Annotated in this window: 15 protein-coding genes; 8 read left to right on the top strand and 7 right to left on the bottom strand. The window is 72.3% G+C overall.

Annotated elements, in window-relative coordinates:
- Positions 1-386: 386 nt before the first annotated feature.
- Together BTM25_RS06675 and BTM25_RS06680 are read right to left on the bottom strand one after the other, a co-directional pair.
- Complete coding sequence (locus tag BTM25_RS06675; RefSeq protein ID WP_205648065.1) at positions 387-1,538, bottom strand: glycosyltransferase; 1,152 nt, start codon at positions 1,536-1,538, stop codon at positions 387-389.
- A gap of 116 nt (positions 1,539-1,654) precedes the next feature.
- Positions 1,655-2,908: a nucleotide sugar dehydrogenase gene (locus BTM25_RS06680; RefSeq protein WP_103561829.1), complete on the bottom strand. Its 1,254-nt coding sequence runs from the start codon at positions 2,906-2,908 to the stop codon at positions 1,655-1,657.
- Positions 2,909-3,127: 219 nt separating this feature from the next.
- On the opposite strand from BTM25_RS06680, the gene wecB reads away from it, so the two are divergent.
- From wecB to BTM25_RS06705, 5 genes are read left to right on the top strand one after another with little or no spacing between them, the layout of a single operon-like run.
- Entirely contained in the window at positions 3,128-4,249 is a 1,122-nt protein-coding gene (wecB, locus tag BTM25_RS06685) for a non-hydrolyzing UDP-N-acetylglucosamine 2-epimerase (RefSeq protein WP_103561830.1), read from the top strand.
- Positions 4,242-5,009: a hypothetical protein gene (locus BTM25_RS06690; protein ID WP_103561831.1), complete on the top strand. Its 768-nt coding sequence runs from the start codon at positions 4,242-4,244 to the stop codon at positions 5,007-5,009. The genes wecB and BTM25_RS06690 overlap by 8 nt, the downstream gene beginning before the upstream one ends.
- The gene (locus tag BTM25_RS06695; protein WP_205647978.1) at positions 4,970-7,201 is read left to right on the top strand and encodes a glycosyltransferase; all 2,232 of its coding nucleotides are present in this window, start codon (positions 4,970-4,972) and stop codon (positions 7,199-7,201) included. Before BTM25_RS06690 ends, BTM25_RS06695 begins: the two co-directional genes overlap by 40 nt.
- A gap of 10 nt (positions 7,202-7,211) precedes the next feature.
- Complete coding sequence (locus tag BTM25_RS06700) at positions 7,212-8,795, top strand: hypothetical protein (RefSeq protein ID WP_146058987.1); 1,584 nt, start codon at positions 7,212-7,214, stop codon at positions 8,793-8,795.
- 42 nt (positions 8,796-8,837) lie between these two features.
- Positions 8,838-10,415, top strand: coding sequence for a hypothetical protein (locus BTM25_RS06705; protein ID WP_205647979.1), 1,578 nt, complete (start codon positions 8,838-8,840; stop codon positions 10,413-10,415).
- 54 nt (positions 10,416-10,469) lie between these two features.
- Here BTM25_RS06705 and BTM25_RS06710 read toward each other — a convergent pair whose 3' ends face one another.
- The 4 genes from BTM25_RS06710 to BTM25_RS06725 all read right to left on the bottom strand — a co-directional run bounded on the left by BTM25_RS06710 (position 10,470) and on the right by BTM25_RS06725 (position 15,357).
- Complete coding sequence (locus BTM25_RS06710) at positions 10,470-11,474, bottom strand: CDP-alcohol phosphatidyltransferase family protein (protein WP_168212029.1); 1,005 nt, start codon at positions 11,472-11,474, stop codon at positions 10,470-10,472.
- Between the two features lie 252 nt (positions 11,475-11,726).
- Positions 11,727-12,968, bottom strand: a complete 1,242-nt coding sequence (locus BTM25_RS06715) for an acyltransferase family protein (RefSeq protein WP_103561833.1) — start codon at positions 12,966-12,968, stop codon at positions 11,727-11,729.
- Between the two features lie 78 nt (positions 12,969-13,046).
- Positions 13,047-14,462, bottom strand: a complete 1,416-nt coding sequence (locus tag BTM25_RS06720) for an LCP family protein (RefSeq protein ID WP_168212030.1) — start codon at positions 14,460-14,462, stop codon at positions 13,047-13,049.
- 43 nt (positions 14,463-14,505) lie between these two features.
- Positions 14,506-15,357 carry a TIGR03089 family protein gene (locus BTM25_RS06725; protein WP_103562802.1) on the bottom strand — a complete coding sequence of 284 codons (852 nt, stop codon included), beginning with the start codon at positions 15,355-15,357 and terminating at the stop codon, positions 14,506-14,508.
- A 162-nt stretch (positions 15,358-15,519) separates the two neighbouring features.
- Here BTM25_RS06725 and BTM25_RS29525 point away from each other — a divergent pair, with 162 nt between their 5' ends.
- The 3 genes from BTM25_RS29525 (at position 15,520) to BTM25_RS06740 (ending at position 19,645) form a co-directional block, all read left to right on the top strand.
- The gene (locus BTM25_RS29525) at positions 15,520-17,544 is read left to right on the top strand and encodes a hypothetical protein (protein WP_103561834.1); all 2,025 of its coding nucleotides are present in this window, start codon (positions 15,520-15,522) and stop codon (positions 17,542-17,544) included.
- Positions 17,545-17,645: 101 nt separating this feature from the next.
- The gene (locus tag BTM25_RS06735) at positions 17,646-18,572 is read left to right on the top strand and encodes a glycosyltransferase family 2 protein (protein ID WP_205648066.1); all 927 of its coding nucleotides are present in this window, start codon (positions 17,646-17,648) and stop codon (positions 18,570-18,572) included.
- Positions 18,572-19,645, top strand: coding sequence for a glycosyltransferase family 4 protein (locus BTM25_RS06740; protein WP_103561836.1), 1,074 nt, complete (start codon positions 18,572-18,574; stop codon positions 19,643-19,645). The genes BTM25_RS06735 and BTM25_RS06740 overlap by 1 nt, the downstream gene beginning before the upstream one ends.
- A 77-nt stretch (positions 19,646-19,722) precedes the next feature.
- Here the strand turns inward: BTM25_RS06740 and BTM25_RS06745 are convergent, their stop codons facing one another.
- Entirely contained in the window at positions 19,723-20,679 is a 957-nt protein-coding gene (locus BTM25_RS06745; protein ID WP_103561837.1) for a lysylphosphatidylglycerol synthase transmembrane domain-containing protein, read from the bottom strand.
- Between the last annotated feature and the right edge of the window lie 9 nt (positions 20,680-20,688).

Consider the following 20,688-nt stretch of genomic DNA (forward strand, 5'->3'; position numbering starts at 1 on the left):
CCTGCGCGACCCCCGCACGCCGCCTCCCCAAACGGCCGAACGCGTCGATCACAACCGCGCGCAGGCCAGGCCGCCTTCCGTCTGCCCGCCGTAACCGGTGCGCTGGTCGTGACCGCGCGCAGGTCAGGGCCGCCCTCCGTCTGCCTGCTGTAACCGGTGCGCTGGTCGCGACCGCGCGCAAGTCAGGCCGCCCTCCGTCTGCCCGCCGCAACCGGTGCGCTGGTCGTAACCGCGCGTAGGTCAGGCTGCCCTCCGTCTGCCCGGCGTAGCTGGTGGGCTGGTCATGACCGCGCGCAGGTCGGCCCCGCTCCGCCTTCCGCGACGGCCGAGCGCGCTCAGGCGTGAGGGCGGGCCGTGCCGCTGGCGTCCGGCGTGGCGCGGGTGGGTCAGATGGCGCCTGCCTGGGTGCCGGGCTGGGGCGTTTCGGGGACGATCGGGGCGGCGGACGTCGCGGTGCGCGCGGCCCAGCTCTCCAGGTGCGCGACGAACGACTCCGCCTGGATCGGCCAGTGGTAGCGGGCGAGCGCGGTCTCGTGGCCGCGTTTGCCGAGGTCGGCGCGCAGTTCGGCGTCGTTGTGGAGCTTGCGGACGGCGTCCGCGACGGCCTCCGGGTCGCCGTAGGGCACGACGAACCCCGCGCCGGCCTCCTCGACGAGCTTGGCGGCGGCCGGGTTCGGCGTCGTGACGACGGGCAGCCCGCGCGCCATGTACTCGATGACCTTGGTGGGCATCGAGTGCCGGTGGTTCGGGCCGTCGTGCAGCAGGGCGAGCCCGGCCGTGGCGCCCTCGGCGATCCGCAGCGCCCGGTCGTTCGGGACGAACCCGTACCAGCGCAGCACCCCGGCGCGCTGGGCGTCGCGCAGCGCGGGCCGCACGTCCGGGTCGGCCGCGCCGATCAGCTCGACCGTGACGCCCTCGGGCGCGAGCAGCCGGGCGGCGGCGATCATGTCGAGCCCGCCGCGCGCGACCGAGAGCTGCCCGACGTAGACGACGCGTCCCTCGCCGGGCGGCGCGGGCGGCACCTCCGGCACGTACGTCGTGTTCGGGACGAGCGGGTGCCGCTCGCGGAACCGGTCCTGGTACGCCTCCTCGGCGAGCAGGAGCTCGTGCCGCCGCTCGGCGCGCAGCTCCACGCGCCGGACGGCGGGCCGCAGCAGCGGCACGAGCGGCCCGGGCACCCAGCCCTTGCCGGCGAGCGCGGCGGGCAGGTCCTCGTGGACGTCCCAGACGACCGTCCGGCGGCGCACCGAGCGCGGCAGCCCGACGAGCAGTTCCGGGTCGTGCAGCAGCACCACGTCGGCGTAGGCGGCGTGCTCGGCGAGCGCGCGGTGGGCCGCGCGCACCGCGGCGAACCGCTTGCGCCCCGTCGCGCGCGGCACGTCCACCGGGCTGATCTGCCGCCACGGCGTGACGTGGCAGGCGCGGAACGGCGCGATGTAGGTGACCTCATGGCCCGCGTCGAGCAACGCCCGGATCTGCCGGTGAAGAATTCTGGCGTCCTCGGGGTGATGCACGACCGTGCAAACACAGACCCGCAATTGCCTCACTCCGGAAAAGTTTCCGTCATCCCTTGGAGCGGACTCTTCTGTTCGCGCGGAAATAAAGCGCAAAGAGCGGGTGTCCGCCGGGTGGACGACGTTTGAAGACATCGCGGTCACAACATTTCCACCGTCGGCGCGGAAAGGCCGCGAGTGCGGCCCCGCGTGTCGAAGAGCTGCCGCGCCGAGGCCAGGAGTTCCGGCGTGTACTCGCGGTGGTCGGCGATGACGATCGCGAGGTCGGCCGTGGCCAGGCCCTCGTCCAGCTCGACGCGCGGCACGGACGCCCCGTCGACCTCCCAGTCGGTGACGTAGGGGTCGTGGAAGACCAGGTCGGCGCCCAGGCGGGCGAGCCGGCGCGCCACCGGACGGGCCGGGGACTCGCGCTGGTCGGCGATGTCGGCCTTGTACGTCACGCCGAGCAGCAGGATCCGGGCGCCGTTGATCGCGCGTCCCTCGTCGTTGAGCAGGTGCTGCGCGCGTTCGGCGACGTAGCGCGGCATGCGGTCGTTGATCTCCTGCGCCAGCTCCACGAACCGGAACGGGTAGCCCAGCGAGCGGACCTTGTACGACAGGTAGTTCGGGTCGATCGGGATGCAGTGCCCGCCGACACCCGGTCCAGGGCGGAATGCCTGGAATCCGAACGGCTTGGTGGCGGCGCAGTCGATGGCGTCCCACAGGTCGATGCCCAGTTCGTGGCAGAACACCGCCATCTCGTTGACCAGGGCGATGTTGACGTGCCGGTACGTGTTCTCCAGCAGCTTGGCCATCTCGGCCTCGCGCGTGCCCTTGGCCTGCACGACCGTGTCCACGAACCGGCCGTAGAAGGCCGCCGCGGCGGCGGCGCAGTCCGGCGTGAGCCCCCCGACGATCTTCGGGGTGTTGCGGACGCCGTAGACCGCGTTGCCCGGGTCGATGCGCTCCGGCGAGAACGCCAGGTGGAAGTCGGTGCCCGCCGAAAGGCCGGACTTCTCCAGGATCGGGCGGACGACCTCGTCGGTCGTGCCCGGGTACGTCGTGGACTCCAGCACGACCAGCGCGCCCGGCGACAGGTGCTCGGCGACGGTCTCCGCCGCGCCCCGCACCGCCGACAGGTCCGGGCCGCCGTCCGGAGACAGCGGCGTCGGCACGCAGATCACGATGGTGCGCGCCCCGTCGAGCACCGATTCGTCCGTCGTCGGCGTGAATCCCGCCGCGAGCATCGCCGCGATGTCGGCCTCGCTGACGTCGTCGACGTGCGACCGCCCCGCCCGCAACCCCGCCGCGACCGCCTCGTTCCGCTCCAGGCCCCCCGTCGTCAGCCCCGCCGCGCTCGCCTCGCGCACCAGCGGCAGACCGACGTATCCGAGCCCGACGACCACGAGATCCATCGGGTCTCTCCCTTCGCGTGTTCGGGGTCGCAGACGCCCCCGATATTTCCGGTGTCCTCTTCTGGACGTTAGATCACCCGATCCGGGGGAGGCCAACCGGCCTCCTCATTTCCCCCCTTGTTCACGTTCTCGTCACGTCGCGTTAGGTGGATTCTCTAGTGCCCGATGGCATCACTTACGATGACCGGGGGAATTCCAGACGACTTCGAGGAACGGTTGATGGCTCAGAACGGTAGTGGGGCACGCGACGGCGGAACCGTCCTGCACGTCCTCGGGGCGCGGCCCAATTTCGTCAAGGCCGCCCCGGTCGTGCGGGCGCTGGACGGGCGGGGCGCGGCGCAGGCCGTCGTCCACACCGGCCAGCACTACGACGAGCGCATGTCGGAGATCTTCTTCACCGAGCTGGGGCTGCCCGAGCCGGACGTCAACCTCGGCGTCGGCTCCGGCGGGCACGCGGCCCAGACGGCGGCGCTGCTGGTCGGGCTGGAGGAGCAGTTCGTCGCCCGCGCGCCGCGCCTGGTCGTCGTGTACGGCGACGTCAACTCGACCGTCGCGGCGGCGCTCGCGGCGGCCAAGCTCCACATCCCGGTCGCGCACGTCGAGGCGGGCCTGCGCAGCTTCGACATGACGATGCCCGAGGAGGTCAACCGGCGGCTCACCGACCAGCTCGCCGACCTCTGCCTGGTCACGAGCCCGGAGGCGATCGGGCACCTGGCCAACGAGGGCGTCCCGGTGGACCGGATCCACCTCGTCGGCAACCCGATGATTGACACGCTGCTCGCGAACCTGGACCGGTTCGACACCGAGCGCGCCCGCGCCGAGTACGACCTGCCGGAGCGCTACGTCCTCGCGACGATGCACCGGCCCGCCAACGTGGACGACCCGGCCACCGCCGCCGAACTGGTCGGCCACCTGCACGGCGTCGCCGACCTCGCCGACGTGGTCATCCCCGTCCACCCGCGCGGCCGGGCCGCGCTGCTGGCCGCCGGGCTGGACCGGCACCCCCGGCTGCACGTCCGCGAGCCGCTCGGCTACCTGGACTTCCTCGCCGCCGTGCGCGGCGCCGCCGCCGTCGTCACCGACTCCGGCGGCCTCCAGGAGGAGACGACGATCCTCGGCGTCCCGTGCCTGACCGTCCGGCCCAACACCGAGCGGCCGATCACGATCTCGCACGGCACCAACCGGCTCGTCGCCCCGGCCGAACTCGTCCCCGAGGCCCGCAAGGCGCTCGCCGCCGGGCGTCCGGCGGACGCGACGGGCCCGCTGCGCACCCCGCCGCTCTGGGACGGCCAGGCCGGCCCCCGCATCGCCGACGTGATCATGGAGTTCACCCGTGGCTGACCAGCCCGAACCGCCCGAAGACCCGGCCGTCGTCGCGGCCCGCGAACGGCACAGGGCGGCGCGGCTGCGCGCCGCCCTGCGCGACCGCGAGCAGCGCCTGACGGAACTGGAGCGGCGGCTCGCCGCGCTGGAGGGCTCCACGACGTACCGCTTCGGGCGGATCGTGGCGAACGCGGCGCGCGCCCCGAAGAAGCGCGGCGCCAAGCTGCCCCGCGAGCTGTTCCGGCTGTGGAAGGAGCGGCACGAGCCCGTCCAGAGCAGCGGCAACGGCACGCGCAGCGGCGGCGCCCGGTTCGAGGAGCCGGCCCGCGCCGAGGACCGGCTGCTCGTCGCCGGGCCGCTGCACGGTCCGGTGCGCGGCCCGATCGTCGCGGGCGTCCTCGCCCCCGACACGGCCGCCGTGCTCGCCGAACACTCCCGGATCGTCCCGGTGTATCCGCACGACGGACGGGTCGTCCTCGCCGACGCCGACCTGGACGTGCTCCTGGTGGACACCGGCGCCGGCGCGCCCGGCGGCCCCTGGGCCTACCTGGGCGTGCCCGGCCAGTTCGACCGCGACCGCGCGCTGCACGACCTGCGCCGCGCGGCCCGCGGCCGCAACATCCCGATCGTCTTGTTCGGAGAGAACCCTCCGCCCGCTCTGGCCGTCCTCGACTGGGACGCCGTCCTCACGAGCCCCGAGCAGCTCGCCGCCTACGACCCCGATCGGGAGGAGACCCCGTGCGACCACGCGCCCTCGTCTACGGCGACGTCGATCTGAACCTCATCGACGGTTCCGCCGTCTGGGCACAGGGCATGGTGCAGGCGCTCGCCCGCGCCGGATGCGAGGTGACGTTCGTCCTCAAGGCGCCGATCCGCACCGGACGGCTCGTCGACCCGCTGCGCGCCCTGCCCGGCGTGACGATCCACAGCCCGCACGCCGAGGGCCGCATTCCGGCGAAGATCCCGATGCCGCCGCGCTGGGCCGCCGGGGTCCTCGCCGAACTCGATGCCGCCGCGCCGTTCGACCTCGTCGTCGTGCGCGGCCACCGCATCGCCGCCAAGCTCGCCGCTGGCCCGCTCGCCGGACGGCTGTGGACCTACCTCACCGACATCCCGCAGTCCGCGCCGGAGATGTCGCCCGTCAAGGCCGCCGAGCTGGGCCGGATCGCCGACGCGTCCCGGCTGCTGCTGTGCCAGACCGAGGAACTGCGCGGCTTCCTGGAGACGGCCGTCCCGGCGACGGCGGGCAAGAGCGTGCTGTTCCCGCCCGTCGCGGTGCTGCCCGACCGGCTCGTCCCGGCCCAGGACGGCGCCCCCATCGGCGACCGGCCGCTGCGGCTCGTCTACACCGGCAAGTTCGCGCCGCGCTGGAACACGCTGGAGATGACGCGGCTGCCCGCGCGGCTCGCCGAGCGCGGCGTCGAGGCCGAGGTCCACATGGTCGGCGACAAGATCCACGACGACCCGGACGACCCGTCCTACGCCGACCGGATGGAGAACGCGCTGGCGTCCGCGCCCGGCGTCGTCCGGCACGGCGGGCACCCGCGCGCCGAGGCGATGCGGATCACCGCGAGCTGCGACATCGGCCTGTCCTGGCGGCACCCCGAGCTGGACGCGGGCCTGGAGTTGTCCACCAAGCTGCTGGAGTGCGGCCTGCTCGGCGTGCCGGTCGTCGTCAACCGGACGCCGATGCACGAGCGGCTGTTCGGCGCGGACTACCCCCTGTTCGTCGCGACCGAGGACGACGTCGTCGAGGTACTCGCCGCCGTCCGCGCCGACCCGCAGATCCACGCGCTCGCCGCGCGCCGGTGCCGCGCCGCCGCCGACGAGTACACGCTCGACGCGGCCGTCGCGCGGCTGCGCTCCTACGTCCGGCAGGTGTTCCCGGAGCCGTCGGAGGCCGTCCTCGGCGCCGCGCCCGCCGGACGCAAGCTGCGCGTCGGCGTCGCCAGCCACGACCTGAAGTTCTTCACCCGGCTGATGGACTACTTCAAGTCCCGGCCGGACATGGAGATCCAGGTCGACCACTGGTCCGCGCTGAAGGCCCACGACGCCGAGCGCGGCGAAGCCCTGCTGGACTGGGCGGACGTCATCATCTGCGAGTGGTGCGGCCCGAACGCGCTCTGGTACGCCGAGCGCAAGCGGCCCGGGCAGCGGCTCGTCGTCCGGCTCCACCGGTTCGAGCTGTACGCGGACTGGCCCGGCCAGCTCGACATCGACGCCGTCGACCAGGTCATCTGCGTCAGCCCGCACTACCGCGACCTGACGCTGTCGCGCACCGGCTGGCCGCCCGAGAAGGTGACCGTCATCCCGAACTGGGTGGACGACACCCAGCTCGACCGGCCGAAGCTGCTCGGCGCCGAGCACCACCTCGGCGTCATCGGCATCGCGCCGTCCCGCAAGCGCCTCGACCTCGCGCTGGACGTGGTGGAGGAGCTGCGCCGCGACGACCCGCGCTTCACGCTGTTCGTGAAGTCCAAGCTCCCGTGGGACTACTGGTGGATCTGGCGCAAGCCGGACGAGCGCGCCCACTACGAGAAGGTGTTCCGCCGGATCCGCCGCTCGCCGCTGCTGTCGGGCGGGGTCGTGTTCGACTCCTACGGCCGGGACGTGGCGGCGTGGCTGCGGCGGATCGGGTTCGTCCTGTCCACCAGCGACGACGAGAGCTTCCACCTCGCGCCCGCCGAGGGCATGGCGTCGGGCGCGGTGCCGGTCGTGCGGAACTGGCCGGGCGCCGACACGATCTACGACGAGCGCTGGATCCATCCGGACACACCGTCGATGGCGGCGGCGATCAGCGCGTCCGTCGCCGGCGGGACGTGGGAGGCCGACCGCGCGTTCGCCCGCGAGCAGGTCGTCGCGGCCTACGGCCTGGACGAGGTCTGCCGGCAGTGGACGGAACTGCTCGCCGCGGGACCGTCCGCCCCGGCCGCGCCGCTCCCCGCCCGGGAGACGATGACACGGGGATAGCCTGACGGGCGTGACGGGGGAACGAACCACGGGTCGGACGGGGACGGTCACGCGGGACCGGGCTCCGGCGGGACCCGGCGAACCGGACGTGCGGGCCGTGCCGTGGTGGCGCGGCCCGTACGCCGTGCTCGCCGGGCTGATGGTGCTCTGGGCCGTCGGGGTGACGCTCCGGCACCAGTGGGCGGGCGACTTCCGGCTGCACCTGGCGACGATCGAGGCGCTGCAGCGGGAGCCGTGGCATCCGCGCGACCCGATGGTCGGCGCGGCCGACGGCAGCCCGTACTACTCGCCGTACATGGTGTTCCTGGCACTCGCCGGGCACGGCGTCGCCGCGCGGACACTGCTGGAGATCTCCGGTGTCGTCAACGTCGTGCTGCTGCTCGCGGGCGTCTGGCGGTTCGTGGGCCGTCGCGCGGGGGCGTTCCCGGCCGTCCTGACCGTGGTGTTCTGGCTCCTGTTGTGGGGGACAGAGCCGCGCGACTGGAGCGGCTTCCTCGACCTGTACTCGCTGTCGTGGACGCTCAGCTACCCGAGCACGCTCGCGACCGCGCTGATGCTGTTCACCTGGGACGCGGCGCTGACCTGGCTGGACCGTCCGGCGGGATGGCGGCGGCCTGCGCTGATCGGAGTCCTCGGCTTCCTTGTCGTGCTGGTCCACCCGTTCACGGCGGTCAACACGATGATCGGGCTGGCGGCGTTCGCGGTGTGCCGTCCGCACCGGCTCCGCGCCGCGCTGACGACCTGGCGCTCGGCGCGCTGGCTGCTGCTCGCAACGGTCGTCGCGGGGCTCGCGGTGCTGCTGTGGCCGTGGTCGGACATTACGACGCTGCTCGGTGCGTCGGGCGAGTTCTCCGACATCCACCGTCCGCTCATCGAGGACATCACGCGCGACTGGGGGCTGCCCGGTTACGGCCTCGCCGCCGTCTGCGTGCCCGCGCTCGCTCTCGCTGGACGGCGCGCGCTCGGCCGCGAACTTCAGGCGCTGTTCCTCACAGCGGTGTTCGTGCTGGTCGTGGGCGTGCTCGTGCTCGGGAACTACGGGTTCGGACGCGTGATCCCCGTCGTGCTGCTGCCGCTGCACGCCGCGCTCGCGATCCGGCTGGGCACGGCGTCGCGGAAGGTGGCCGTCCGGATCGGGTACGGGCTGGCGGCGCTGCTGTTCTGCGTGGTCGGGGTCGTGGCGAACGTCGGTGGGCTCGTCCGGCTCGGCCATGTGGACGCGGCCGTGGCGAAGAAGTGGAACGTCCGCGACTCGCACAGCCCCTACGACGCGCTCGTGCCGCTGATCCGGCCGGGCAGCGTCGTCATCACCACGCGGCCGTGGGCGCGGCGGGTCGTGAACGCGCGCGGCGCCTACAGTGTGCAGCCCGGCTGGCCGTACCCGTTCGTGAACGAGGATGAGCGGACCCGCGACGCCAAGGCGTTCTTCCGCGAGCGCACCACCGCGCAGGAACGGCAGCGCATCGCCGAGCGCTACCACGTCGCGTGCGTGCTGGCGTGGCACACGTCGCCGCCGCTGAAGCCGGGCGGTCTGGCGGGATTCGACCGGCGAACCGTGTCCGGGAAGTACGTTCTCGCATGCCGTTCGCTGTGACGGACCCCTTCGGCCGTCCGCCTGGGTAGGCTCGCAGGGGTGATGCCGCGCATTCTCCCCGGGTCCGACACGGCGCGCGCGGTTCGGGGGCGCGCCCTGCGGTGCGCCGCCGCGTCGGGGCGCCTCGCCGCCGCGCATCTGCCGTTCGCGGTCGTGCTCGCGGCCGCCGCCGCGATCCGCGTCGTGGCCGTCCTCGGCTATCCAGGCCCGCTCTGGTTCGGCGACTCGATCGACTATCTGCACGACGGCGCCGCGCTGCATCCGAACGCGATCCGGCCGAGCGGGTACTCGATTTTCCTGTGGCTGTTGCGGCCCGTCCACGACCTGACGTTCGTCGTCGCCGTCCAGCACGTGCTGGGGCTGCTCACCGGCGTGATGGTCTACGCGCTGCTGTGGCGGGCGGGACGGCGCCGGTTCCCCTTGGCGGACGGCTTCGGGCGGCTTTCGTGGCGGCGCTGGCTGCCGGGCCTGCTCGCCGCCGCCCTGACCGTCCCGTTCCTGCTGCCGACGTTCGAGGTCTCGCTCGAACACGGGCTCTTCGCCGAGACGTGCTTCACGTTCCTGCTGATGAGCGCGTTCGTCCTCGTCCTGTGGCGGCGGCGGACGCCGTGGTGGGCGGGCCTGCTCGCGGGCCTCCTGCTCGGCGGTGCGGCCGTCACCCGGACGCTCGGGCTCCCGTTCATCGCCCTGATGGTCCTCGCGCTCGTGCTGCGCCGCGCGGGCTGGCGCCCGGTGGTCGCCGCCGTGGCCGCGTTCGCCGCGCCGGTCGCCGGCTACATGTTCTGGTTCCAGTCCGTCCACGGCTCGTTCGCGATGACCGAGACGAACGGGATCTTCCTCTACGGCCGGGTCGCGTCCTTCGCCGACTGCTCGGTGATCAAGCCGGACGCGCGACTCGCCGTCCTGTGCCCTCACCTCACCGACCCGCGCATCGCGCCCGCCTACCAGGTGATGTGGACGGACACGTCCCCGTTCCACCAGTTCCCCGACGGCGTGACGAACAAGGAGGCCAACGCGCTCGCGAGCGAGTTCGCCCGCCGCGCCATCCTCGCCCAGCCCGGCGACTACGCCCACGTCGTCTTCCGCGACACGATGCGCTGCTTCGCCTGGGGCCGTCCGCTCTACCCGACGCCGTGGACACAGCTCTCCTACCAGTTCCCGCGCGGCGAGAACTGGACGGACGACCGGATGCTCACCGCCGAGCTGTACGCGCCGAACGGCAGCGGGGAATCACGCGTCGTCCAGCCGTGGGCGGCCCGGATGCTGACCTACCAGGCGCACGTGCGCATGCCGGGAACGTTCCTCGGCCTCATATTCCTCGCCGGCCTGGCCGTCCCCCTGACCCGCCTGCGCCTCCCCGGTCGCCGCCGCAACCGCACGGCCCTTCTCCACTGGATCCGCGTCCCGATGCTTCCGTGGGGCACGGGCCTGGCCCTCCTGGTCGTCCCCGCCGCGACGGCCGACTTCGACCACCGCTACGTCCTGCCCGCCGTCCCGTTCGCCTGCCTGGCCCTCGGCCTCGCCCTGTTCCAGGCACCCCGCCCCGTCACCGCCGAGCACATCACCGCTGAGGCACCCGAACCGAAGCCGGACGAACTCGCCGAGCAGGCCGGACGGTGAACGTGAAGACGCCCGGTCCCTCGTGGAGGGGCCGGGCGTCTTCGGGGTGGTGGGTCAGCTCGTGCTGGCCACCGGGGTGCCTTCGTCCAGCGGAAGCTCGGCGCGGGCGTCGGCGATGCGGTGCTCCAGCTTGCCCATCGACCGGCCGTAGTCCTTGGTGGACAGCCAGAACTTGTAGATGATGATCAGCTCGAACGTCAGCATGCCGACCGCGGACACCGCCGAGACGGGGATGATCGCGCCGGGAAGCGCCGCCGCGATCAGCGGGGCGACGATGAAGACGCCCATCTGGAACTCGATGCCGCTGATCAGGTGCGGGCGGATCCGGCCGCGCAGCAGCGCGTTGCGGATGCGCGCGTACCAGGGGAAGCGCTTGTTGAAGCCCTGCTGGAGGGCGGCGTTCGGGTTGTCGCCGACGACCCGCTCCTCCATGTCGGCCTCGGGGTCGGGCTGGAGCGCGGCGGACTGGAAGGCGTCCTGCAGCGTGCTCGCCGGGGCCTCCTCGCCGCGCCGCCGCCGGACGGCCAGCTCCAGCTCGGCCGCCTCCTCCTGCGCCGCCCGCATCTTGCCGCGCATCTGGTTGCGGACCTTGTAGATCTCCAGCGCGTCCATGTAGCGGAGCATGTCGAGGAACACGACCCCGACCGCCGCCCACAGGTACGCGACGTTGCCCGTCCGGCCGTACTGGCCGCCCATCAGCGCGCAGGCGCAGGCGAGGACGCGGACGCGGTCGAAGATGTAGTCGAGCCACGCCCCGAAGATCGACCCGGTGCCCTTGAGCCGCGCGATCTTGCCGTCCATGCAGTCGAGCGTGAACGACAGGTGGTACAGCAGGGCGCCGATCAGCAGGTACGGCCCTGTCGCGACCGCGAAGCACGCGCCCGCGCCGAGCCCGAGCAGCAGCGCGCCGACCGTGAGCTGGTTCGGGGTGATCCGGGTGCGGTTGGCGGTGAAGCGGACGAGCCGGGAGGCGAGCGGATCGACCAGCAGTACCGTCCACCACGCGTCACGCGCCTTATACGTTCGTTGCCGAACGTCATCGAGCGTGAATGTCGCCATATGGAGCTGTCCTTTCTTCGTGCCGAGGTGCCTCCCCGGAGGCGGAGCGCGCGAACCTCAAATCCGTTCACGCACTCCGGCATGCGGCGCCCACTGCCTGCTGCACGGGGGTTCTCGGAACACTGTCGATGCTAGCGGTTGTCCGGAAGCGGACTTCGGCGTTGTCGCCGACTTGTGACTAAGCGGCCATCGAGGACTGACGACCAGGTTCCCGTCCGTCCGGTGGATGTCCGACATGGACCGGGGTGGCCGTCACGGCCGCGGCGCTCCCGAGCCGACCGGCTCCCGGTCCGCGGCGGGCGCGGCGTGCCGCGCGGTGCGCGTGGTCAGCGCGGGCCGGCGCAGGCCGGTGAACGCCCAGGTCATCTTGGGTTCCAGTGCCCAGCTCATCAGCCGGACGACCGGGGTGGAGCACAGGAGCGTCCCGACGATCAGCGCCCCGGCGAGCACCGCGAACGTCCCCGGGACGGTGTGCATCCACGGCTCGCCCCACCAGCCGGTGAACTGCAGCAGTCGCGTGACGAAGCCGTGCAGCAGATAGGCGTAGAGGGTCGTCGCGCCGAGCCCGGTGAACCACGTCCGCCGTTTCGGGACGAGTGAAAGGAACGCCGCGACGAGAACGACGGCCGCCGCGAACATGGCCAGCCGCATCGCCGTCCCGGCGACGTTGTCGACGCCGAAAAAGTCGTTCGGATTCTTCCAGTAGACCCATGAATGGTTCATGTGGTCCTTGGCGACCCACGCGGCGGCGAGCCCGCCGAGCATCGTGACCGCGCCGATGATCCGCGCCTGCGGCCTCTTCAGCAGCTCGAAATGGTCGGGCTTCAGCATCAGGCCGAGGACGTAGAACGGCAGCAGCCCGATCACGCGGTGGATGTCGAACGTGCTGCCGAGGTGGCTCATGTAGGACAGCAGCGAGAACACGAGCGCGACGGCCAGCGGCCAGCGGATCTGCTGCCACACCGGCGTGGACAGCCGCCAGAAGAACAGCGCGCACAGGAACCACGTCAGGAAGTACGGGTCCAGGAGGCTGATCTCCAGGTTGTGCCGTCCGACGAGCCAGTCGTACAGCGAGTACGCCGTCTCGAACACGACGTACGGGACGCCGACGTTCGTGATCAGCTTGCGCGCCTTGCCGCCCGCGAACGTCCAGTTCCGCGAGAAGTAGCCGGTGATCACGATGAACAGCGGCATGTGGAACATGTAGATGAAGATGTAGAGCGCCTTGGCCACCGGCACGTCGAGCAGGTTGGCCAGCGAGTGCCCCATCACCACGAGGAGGATCGCGAGGAACTTCGCGTTGTCGAAGAACGGGTCCCGCTCCTTGCGACGCGGACGTGGGGCGGCGGCGCCGCCGTTCCCCGCCGCGGCCGGGCCGGGCGGCGCGTGCGCCTCCGGGTCGGCTCCGGCGGGCGCGGTGGCGTCGCCCGGCGTGTCGCCGGGCCACGGTCGCCTGGGCTGCGGGGTGGCCGTCGGCCTCGTCTCGTACGTCATGGGGTGGGGAGCCGGTCTCCTCGTCGGTGCGTCCGGCCATCGCCGCCGCGCCGCCCCGTCACCGGGCCACGCCGCGGGTCAGGCCCCCTTGCAGATGTTGTCGCTGGCCTTGATCTCGCCCTGTTGCTTGGGAATGCCCGCCTGGGCGCCCTTGACGCCGTCCCAGTCGCGTCCGACGACGAGGTTCACCACACCCGCCGCCGCCGACGCGTACGCCTTGGGCCCCGGCGCGTTCTGGATCTGGCCGGCGAGCGTCGCCGCCTGCTGGTCCGCTCCAGAACCGTACAGGACCTTGGTCTTCGCCGTGGACGAAGCGTTGCCGCCGACCGTGACCTGGAAGCCCTTGGCCTTGAGGTCGGTCGCGACCCGGTTGGCCTGGCCCGCGATCCCGCTGCCGTTGTAGACCCGCACCGAGACCTGGCTCGGCGGGATCTTCGCGGCCGTCGTCTTGGCCGGGGCGGGGACGGCCTTGTCGTTCCGGATCGCCGTGAAGAACGTCCCGGCGGTGGACGACAGTGCGACGCGGTTCGGATCCGCCGCGTCAGGCCCGGACGGGACGGTCACGAACCGCAGCTTGCCCGACGACAACCCGGACATGCTCTGTGCGAGCTGCATCATCTCGCCGTCGTTCAGCTCCTTGTCGACGACGAGGCTCTTGGTCGTCGCGTTGAGGAGCTTGATCAGCTTTGACGGGTTGCTGAGCGTCCCGGCGCTGAGGATCTTGTTGGCGAGCGAGCCGATGAACTTCTGCTGCCGCTTGATGCGCTGGGTGTCGGAGCCGTCGCCGAGCCCGTGCCGGTTGCGGACGTAGGCCAGCGCGGTGTCGCCGCTGATGACGTGCTTGCCCCGGGTGAGGTGAAGCTTGGAGTCCCGGTCGTTGACGTCCTGCGTCAGGCAGACCTCGACCCCGCCCACGGCCTTGGTGACGTTCTTGACGGCGGTGAAGTCGAGCTGCACGAAGTGGTCGATCTTGATGTCGGTCAGCGACTCGATCGTCTTGATCGTGCATGCCGCGCCGCCCGTGGTGAACGACGAGTTGATCATCGCCCGGCTCGCCGGCGCGCTCATCCCGCCGCTGTGCGTCCTGCAGGCGGGGATGGGCACGAGCAGGTCGCGCGGGAAGCTGATGCCGATCGCCGACTTCCCGCCCGGCGACAGGTGCATGAGGATCATCGTGTCCGAGCGCGGTGGTTCGTTCTTCATCCCGCGCCCGTACTTGGCGTTGGCGCCCGCCCGCGTGTCCGACCCGAGGACGAGGATGTTCATCGCGTTGTTGAGCTTCTTCGGCCGGTTCGGGCCGACGCTCGCGTTGATGTCCTCGCGGGCGATGTTGCCGAGCGCGTTCCGGTAGAGCCCGTAGCCGGTGAGAGCGCCTATGACGGTGACCGCCGACAGGCCGATCGACACCCAGCCGAGGATGCGCCAGCCACGCCGACGCGCCGGCTGGGGATCGGCGTCGTCGACGTACTCCATGTACATCGGGTTGCTGTTCATCGGCTCCGGTGGGACGGGCGGGGATCGGACGATCGAGCGTAGGTCAGGTGAGCCGGCGGACGGACCCGGTTGCGTCATTGCCTCCGGGCGCCCCGACGACCGCGGTCACATGTTCGAGGGTCAGCCGGCGATCGAGAAGCGTTTTGTCAAAGTTTCGTTGGATTATGACGGAAGCTCCTGAGACTAGCGGGGCAAGGAGGCTCGCCAGAAGACCGTCGAGTGTGGCGAAGGACATGGCAACGAACAGCCGGTCCTGCGAGTCCAGCGCCCATTTCGCGGCGAAACGGGCTGCTGCGCCGACCAGTTCATCCGCCGTGAGTGTGTCCTTTGTCACACTTAGGGCGAGTGTATCCGGTCCGGCGCCCGCCGGTGGCCTGAATCGGTCTCCGTGTGCGCGCACTTCCACTGCGTAGTCGGTGACGCCGGGCGGCGCGGCCGACAGCGGCCCGCCGAGCGCGTGCAGGGACAGCCCGACGATCTCGTCGGCGTCCGCGCCGAGCGGGGAGCCGTCCAGGACGTCCGCGAGCGCCTCCTCGGCCACCGCGAGCAGGTAGGGCGCGTCGGGCGGCTCCACGTCCGCGAGCGGATCGGCCGGATCCACGACCCGCACCGCCACCCCGGCCGACCAGCAGGCCATCAGCCACACCGCCGACTGCCAGTGCTCCGGCAGAACGAGCACCGCGTGCTCCACGCCCCCCGGGCCGGCGCCGAACTCGTCCACGAGCAGGTTCGCCGTCTTGGCGACCCAGTTGTCGAACGTGCGGGCCGACAACTCGACCCGCTCGCCCGTGGCGTCGTCGTAGAAGGTCACCAGCGGGCGCGCCGGGTCGTCGGCCACCCGCCGCCGCAGCAGCTCGGCGGGGGTGCGCGCCGCCGGTCCAGGCTCGTCGGTCATGGGGCGAGCGTAGAGGCAGAACGCCGCTCCGCCCATGATCCTCGGCGGTTGCGGCAGGTCATCGGCCCTGACTACGATCGCGACCGCCCGTGCCCGGGGAGGGCGCGGCGCCCGCGGCGGCTCCGCCGCCCGCGGCCGGGTGGACGTTCGCGGAGGTCCAGAGTGATCGCGGCGCGGCTGCTCGCACGGCTCACGGTGATCCCCGCGCTGCTCGTCGTCGCGTGGCTGACGGTCACGCTCCCGCTGCTGTTTGCCGGGGTGCTGCGGCCCGGCCCGGCGCTCGTCCTGTTCGTGCCCGTCGCGGGCGTGTTCCTCTGGCTCGGCCTGCGCCGCACGGACGCCGACGACCCCGTGCCCGTGCCCTGGTGGTCAGTCCTCGGTGTCGTCGGGGTCGCACTCGCCTTCTTCGCGGTCCAGGCGGTGATGTGCTCCGAGCAGATCATCGTCCGGCGGGACGCGGCGTCCTACTTCCAGTTCGCCGTCTGGCTGACCGACCACGGCTCGCTGCCGATCCCGCAGATGCACTGGGCGTTCGCGGGCGGCGACCCGGCGCTGCACTACGACAGCCCGGCGTTCTACGAGGACGGGGATTCGGTCGTCCCGCAGTTCATGGCGGGCCTGCCGCTGCTGCTGACGTTCGGCGGCTGGCTCGGCGGGTGGCACGGCATGACGCTCATGGCCCCGCTGATCGGCGCGGGCTGCGTGCTGGCGTTCGGCGGCGTCGTCGCCCGGTTCGTCGGCCCCCGCTTCGCCCCGCTCGGCGCGCTGATGCTCGCGCTGACGACCCCGATGGCCTGGGGCTCGCGCTCCACCTACAGCGAACTGCCCGCGCTGGTGCTCATGCTCGGCGGCCTGGCGCTGCTGGACGACGCGTCCCGCTCCCGTCCGCGCGTCCGCGCCGGGCTTGCGGGGCTCGCCTTCGGGCTGATCGTGCTGTGCCGCATCGACGCGCTGCGCGACCTGTTCCCGCTCGTCCTGATCGCCGGGGTGCTGCTCGGCCTCGGCCGCCGCTGGACGCGGGTGGGCGCGCCGCTGGCGCTCGGGCTCGCCGTGGGCGCCGGAGCGGGGCTGACGGAGGGCTTCGTTCTCTCCCGTCCGTATCTCAAGTACCTGCACGCCTCGCTCAACCCGCTGCTGGCGATGACGGGGGCGCTAATCGTCCTGACGGCCCTGACGGTCGTGCTGCTGCGCGTCCCGGCCACCGGGCGGCGGCTGCGCGGGCTGGCGGACGCGGTCGCGCGCGGGCCCGTCCCGTCCGCCGCCGCGGTGCTGACACTGCTCGTCATGACGGCGTTCGCGCTGCGTCCGCTCTACCAGACGGTCCGGCGCGTCCCGACGAACCTCGACGACCGGCTGAACTCCGAGTTCATCGCCCAGATCCAGCAGCTCGACCACCTTCCGGTCGACGGCACCCGGCAGTACTCGGAGCTGTCCCTGTACTGGGTGACCTGGTACGTCGGCATCCCGGCGGTGCTGCTCGCGTCGTTCGGGGCGGCGCTGATCGTCCGGAAGATGCTGCGCGGGAAGGCGCGCCGCCTGCTCCCGCTGCTCGCCGTCATCGGCTGGACGACCGTCACGACCCTCTACCGTCCCGCGATCACCCCCGACCACCCGTTCGCGGCGCGGCGGCTGCTGCCCGTCGTCGTCCCCGGTGTGATCCTGCTGGCGCTGTGGGCGACCGCGTACGCGCTGCGCCGGATGCGCCGGACGGGCTTCGGCCCCCGCGCGGTGTGCGCCACGGCCGTCGCGGCGGGGCTGCTGCTGCTCGTCCCGATCCCGCTGTCGTCGGCGGGGGTCATGGCGCAGCGCACCGAGCAGCACGAGATCGCGGCCGTCCGGAAGATGTGCGACGGGTTCGGGGGCGCGGGCCGGTCCCTGCTGTTCGTGGACCGCGCGGCGTCCGACCGGTTCCTTCAGGTCGCCCGGGGCATGTGCGGGCTGCCCGCCGCGCGCGTGGACGACCTCGCCAAACAGGACACCGTCCGGGCCATCATCAAGGCGATCTACAAGGCCGGACGGCGCCCCGTCATCGTCGGCGGCTCCCCGGCGAAGGTCGAGCCGTACGGGCAGCCCGCGCAGATCATGCGGCTGCGCACCCGGCAGGACCAGCGCGCGCTGACCACGGCGCCGACCGGTACGTGGGGGATGTCGGCGGACGTCTGGATCGCCGTCCCGTCACCCCCGTGAGCGCGGGACCGGTATCCTCGCGCTGCGTGAGCACCGAATCCGCCACCGAGGCCGTTCCCGTGTCCGTGCCCGCTCCCGAGGCCGGGGCCGCCCCGGGGACCCTGCCGGAGGACCGGACGGAGCCCGTCGCCCCCGCCGCCGGCGTCCATGTCACGATCGTCCTGCCCTGCTACAACGAGCAGGACCACGTGATCGCGGAGGTCGAGCGGATCTGCGCGGCGATGGACGCCAGCGGCAAGTCCTACGAGCTGCTCGCGGTGGACGACCGGTCCACCGACGACACCCTCGCCAAACTGCGCGAGGCCGCCCCCCGGTTCCCGCACATGCGCGTCGTGGCGTTCCAGCACAACAGCGGCTCCGGGACCGTCCGCCGGATCGGCAGCCAGCAGGCGCGCGGCGAGATCGTCGTGTGGACCGACGCGGACATGACCTACCCGAACGAGCGGATCCCCGAGCTGGTCGACGTCCTCGACACCGACCCGTCGGTGGACCAGGTCGTCGGGTGGCGCCGCACCGAGGAGGGCACGCACAAGCTTCTGCGGGTGCCCGCCAAGTGGTTCATCCGCAAGACGGCCGAGCGCCTGACCAACACCAAGATCCCGGACCTGAACTCGGGCCTGCGGGCGTTCCGCAAGTCGGTCGCGCTGCCGTACCTGCGGCTGCTGCCGCCCGGGTTCTCCTGCGTCACGACGATCACGATCGCGTTCCTGTCGAACCAGCACCCGGTGCAGTACCTGCCGATCGACTACGCCAAGCGGGCGGGGACGTCCAAGTTCCACTTCACCAAGGACGCCTACCGCTACATCCTGCAGGTCCTGCGGATGGTCATGTACTTCAACCCGCTCAAGGTCCTGATGCCGCTGGCGCTGTGGCTGCTGGTCATCGGGCTCGGCAAGGGCGTGTTCGACATGGTGGTCCACTTCGGCTATTTCGCCAACAACACCATCATGATCTTCGTGACGGGATTGATCATCGCGTCGCTGGCGCTGCTCGCGGACCTGATCGTCCGATCACGCGGCGACGTCTAGTGCGGATCGCGATCGTCGGTCCGGCGTTCCCGTACAAGGGCGGCGGCGCGCACCACACGACCGAGCTGGCGCACCGGCTCGCGGCGGCCGGGCACGACGTCGCCGTAGAGTCGTGGCGGGCGCAGTACCCGGCGTTCCTGTACCCCGGGCAGCAGACGATCGACGACCCCGAGGGCGAGCCGTTCCCCGCGACGCGCCGTGCGCTGGACTGGCGGCGCCCGGACGGTTGGTGGCGCACCGGACGCTCCCTGCGCTCGGCCGACCTCGTGGTCCTCGCGGTGCTCAGCCCGGTGCAGGTGCCGTCCTACCTGGGGATCCTCGCCGGTCTCGGGCGCCGCGCGCGGACGGTCGCGCTGTGCCACAACGTCCTGCCGCACGAACGCCGGCCCTACGACCGTCCGCTGATGCGGGCGCTGTTGCGCCGGGTGGGCGGCGTGCTCGTCCACTCCGGCGAACAGGCCGCTCTGGCGCGGACGCTGACCGGCCGTCCGGTGACCGTCGCCGAGATGCCCCCCCACCTGCCCGCCGCCGCGAAGGGCGTCCGGGACGGCGGGGTGCGGCGTCGGCTGCTGTTCTTCGGCATGGTGCGGCCTTACAAGGGCCTGGACGTCCTGCTGCGCGCGCTGGCGGCCGGGCCCGCCGACGTCGCCTTGACCGTCGCGGGCGAGTTCTGGGGCGGTCTGGACGAGACCCGCGCGCTCATCGGCGACCTCGGCCTGGACGGCCGCGTCGAGCTGCGCCCCGGCTACGTCCCGGCCGCGCAGGTCCCGGAACTGTTCGACGCCGCCGACGCGCTCGTCCTGCCGTACCGGACGGCCACCGCGTCGCAGAACGTCTGGATGGCGCACGAACACGGCGTCCCGGTGATCGCGACCCGCGTCGGCGGCTTTCCCGGCCAGGTCCGCGACGGCGTGGACGGCCTGCTCTGCGAGCCCGACGACGTCCCGTCCCTCACCGCCGCCCTCACGCGCTTCTACGCTCCCGGAGAGCCGGAACGCCTGCGCGCGGGCATCGAACGCCTGGACGACGGCCCTCTCTGGAACGCCTACGTCGAAGCCCTCACCACGCCCTGACCCACTCGACCCACCGCGTTCGCTCGCGCGGGAAGAGCCCGACGGCCGCTCCTGCCCCAGGCCGGAAAGCAGCGGGCTCAGTCTTTGGCCGGGGGGACCAGCTCGCGTTCGGGTTCGGCAGGCGTCGCCGCAGGGCGGCGGGCGGCCAAGGCGCACGCGCCCGCGTAGAGCAGGTCGGCCAGCGTCAGCACCACCCGGGACGTGATCGCCACGACGAGCGGCGCGCCCGCCGGGAGCACCGGAGCCAGCACCGCCGTCATGACCGCCTCGCGTGCGCCGAGGCCGCCAGGTGCGAGGAACACCAGCAGCCCCGCGACGAACGCCAGCGCGTAGCCGCCCGTCGTAAGGAACGCCAGGCGCGGCCCGTCCCCGCCGACGGCCAGGCACAGCAGCCACAGGTGCCCGCCGAACAGCAGCCAGCCGAGCAGCGTCCAGCCGACAGCGCGGGCCATCGCAGGGAAGCCCACCGCGTGCTCCAGCGGCGGCTGCCGGGCGAGCCGCAAGGCCGTGTTCAGCGCCCACGTCACGATGCGCGGGTGAAGCGCGGCGAGCAGGACGGGCGCGAACAGGAGCATCCACCAGTAGTCGCGGCGCGCCGTCGCCGACGTGAACGGCAGCGTGGCGGCGGCGACGGCGAGCCCGCACGCGGTGGACGTCGCGACCGCCAGGACGGACGCGCTGAAGCTGCGAGCACGCGGGACGCGGTGCTCGCGCGACAGTTCGACCTGCGTGACGACGACCCACACCATGCCGGGCACGTACTTCCCGAGCCCGGAGATCGCCGAGATGCGGAACGCGGCCGCCAGCGGTAGGCGGGAGCCGAGGCCGGTGAGGAACGCGCGCCAGCCGAGCGTCCACGCGACGAGCCCCGCGAGCCCGAACGCGAGCGAGCCGGCCAGGGCGTACCAGGACATCTCGCGGAACGCGCGGACGGTGTCGTCCCAGCGCGAGGCGACGCCGTACACGCAGAACGCGAGCGCGAGCAGCACGAGGAGCACGCGCAGCGCCCGTAGGACGGCGGCCTTGGATCTCACCCGCCCAAG

Source organism: Actinomadura rubteroloni, assembly GCF_002911665.1.
Taxonomy (GTDB): Bacteria; Actinomycetota; Actinomycetes; order Streptosporangiales; family Streptosporangiaceae; genus Spirillospora; species Spirillospora rubteroloni.